A 1,455-nucleotide genomic window follows, 5' to 3' on the forward strand; every position below is an offset into this window, starting at 1 on the left:
CCGCCGTCTCCCGGCGCGGACGGCCGCCGCGGGTCAGGCCGCGTCCGCGGCCCTCCGGATCTCGGGCAGGTCGATCCGGCCCATCTTGAGCATGGCCTGCATGGCGCGTCCGGCCCGGCCGGGATCGGGGTCGGCCAGCAGGTCGTCCAGCTCGGCCGGGAAGACCTGCCAGGAGAAGCCGAAGCGGTCCTTGAGCCAGCCGCACTGGCCCTCCTCGCCGCCCTCGCCGAGCTTCGCCCAGTAGTGGTCGGACTCCTCCTGGCTGTCGCAGATCACCTGGAGGGAGACCGCCTCCGAGAAGGTGAACTCCGGGCCCCCGTTGAGCGCGGTGATCTGCTGGCCGTCGATCTCGAAGTCCACGGTCAGCACCATGTCGGCGGGCCGGGGCCCGTCGGGGCCGAAGTGCCGGACCCGCAGGATGCGCGAGTTGTCGAACAGGCCCACGTAGAAGCGGGCCGCCTCCTCGGCGCGGGTGTCGAACCACAGGCAGGGGGTGATCTTGTTGAGCCGTGTCATGGTCTGGTCCTCTCGGTGTGCGGCGCGGCCCTGCGCGCGTCCGCCCTATCCGTGATGACGCGTCCGGGCGGCGGAACTCATCGGCCCGGGCGGGGTTTTTCCCAGGAGTTTCGCCCCTCTCGCCCGTTCCGTGGCCGGTCGCCTCCGCGGCCCCGGGAGGCACCCCTCCGAACAGGGCACCCCACCCCTTGTCTCATATGGCGAGAATGGAATCTCATTCAAAGAGATATCGGTGTAGGGTCCCAGGTGTTCGCTCCCGCCTGCGACCCATGAGAGGGCGTTCCGATGACGCGCTACACCCACGGCCAGCACCCCACGGTCACCGACTCCTACCGCTGGCGCAACGCGGAGAACTCCGCCGCCTACGCCCTGGACCGGATGGTCCCCGGCCGCTCGCTGCTGGACGTGGGCTGCGGCCCGGGCAGCATCACCGCCGACCTCGCCCGCAGGGTCGCCCCCGGGCGGGTCACCGCCGTGGACGCCTCGGCCGAGGCCGTCGAACTGGCCCGCGCCAGCGCGCGGGAGGCCGGAGCGGACAACATCGAGTTCCGGGTCGGCGACGTCCACGACCTGGACCTGCCCGACGACGCCTTCGACGTCGTCCACGCCCACCAGGTCCTCCAGCACGTGGCCGACCCGGTCCGGGCCCTGGCCGAGATGCGCCGCGTGGCCAGGCCGGGCGGGGTCGTGGCCGCCTGCGACAGCGATTATTCAGGGATGTACTGGTACCCGCGCCTGCCCGAGCTGGACGCGTGGATGGACCTGTACCAGCGCGTCGCGCGCGCCAACGGCGGCGAGCCCGACGCGGGGCGGCGCATGGCCTCCTGGGCCCGCGAGGCCGGGTTCGAGGACGTCACCTACGTGGCCGAGGTGTGGAACCACTCCTCCCCCGAGCGCCGCGCCTGGTGGGGCGGCATGTGGTCCCGGCGCATCCTGGAG

Annotated in this window: 2 protein-coding genes; one reads left to right on the top strand and one right to left on the bottom strand. The window is 72.3% G+C overall.

Going from position 1 to position 1,455, the window contains the following annotated elements:
- Positions 1-33 precede the first annotated feature (33 nt).
- Positions 34-516 carry a VOC family protein gene (locus tag DQW06_RS23560; protein ID WP_013153116.1) on the bottom strand — a complete coding sequence of 161 codons (483 nt, stop codon included), beginning with the start codon at positions 514-516 and terminating at the stop codon, positions 34-36.
- Between the two features lie 285 nt (positions 517-801).
- Between DQW06_RS23560 and DQW06_RS23565 the strand changes: the two genes are divergently transcribed.
- A partial coding sequence (locus DQW06_RS23565; RefSeq protein WP_117199326.1) for a methyltransferase domain-containing protein occupies positions 802-1,455 on the top strand: 654 nt, incomplete at its 3' end.

The organism is Nocardiopsis sp. TNDT3 (assembly GCF_003427465.1).
GTDB lineage: Bacteria > Actinomycetota > Actinomycetes > Streptosporangiales > Streptosporangiaceae > Nocardiopsis > Nocardiopsis dassonvillei.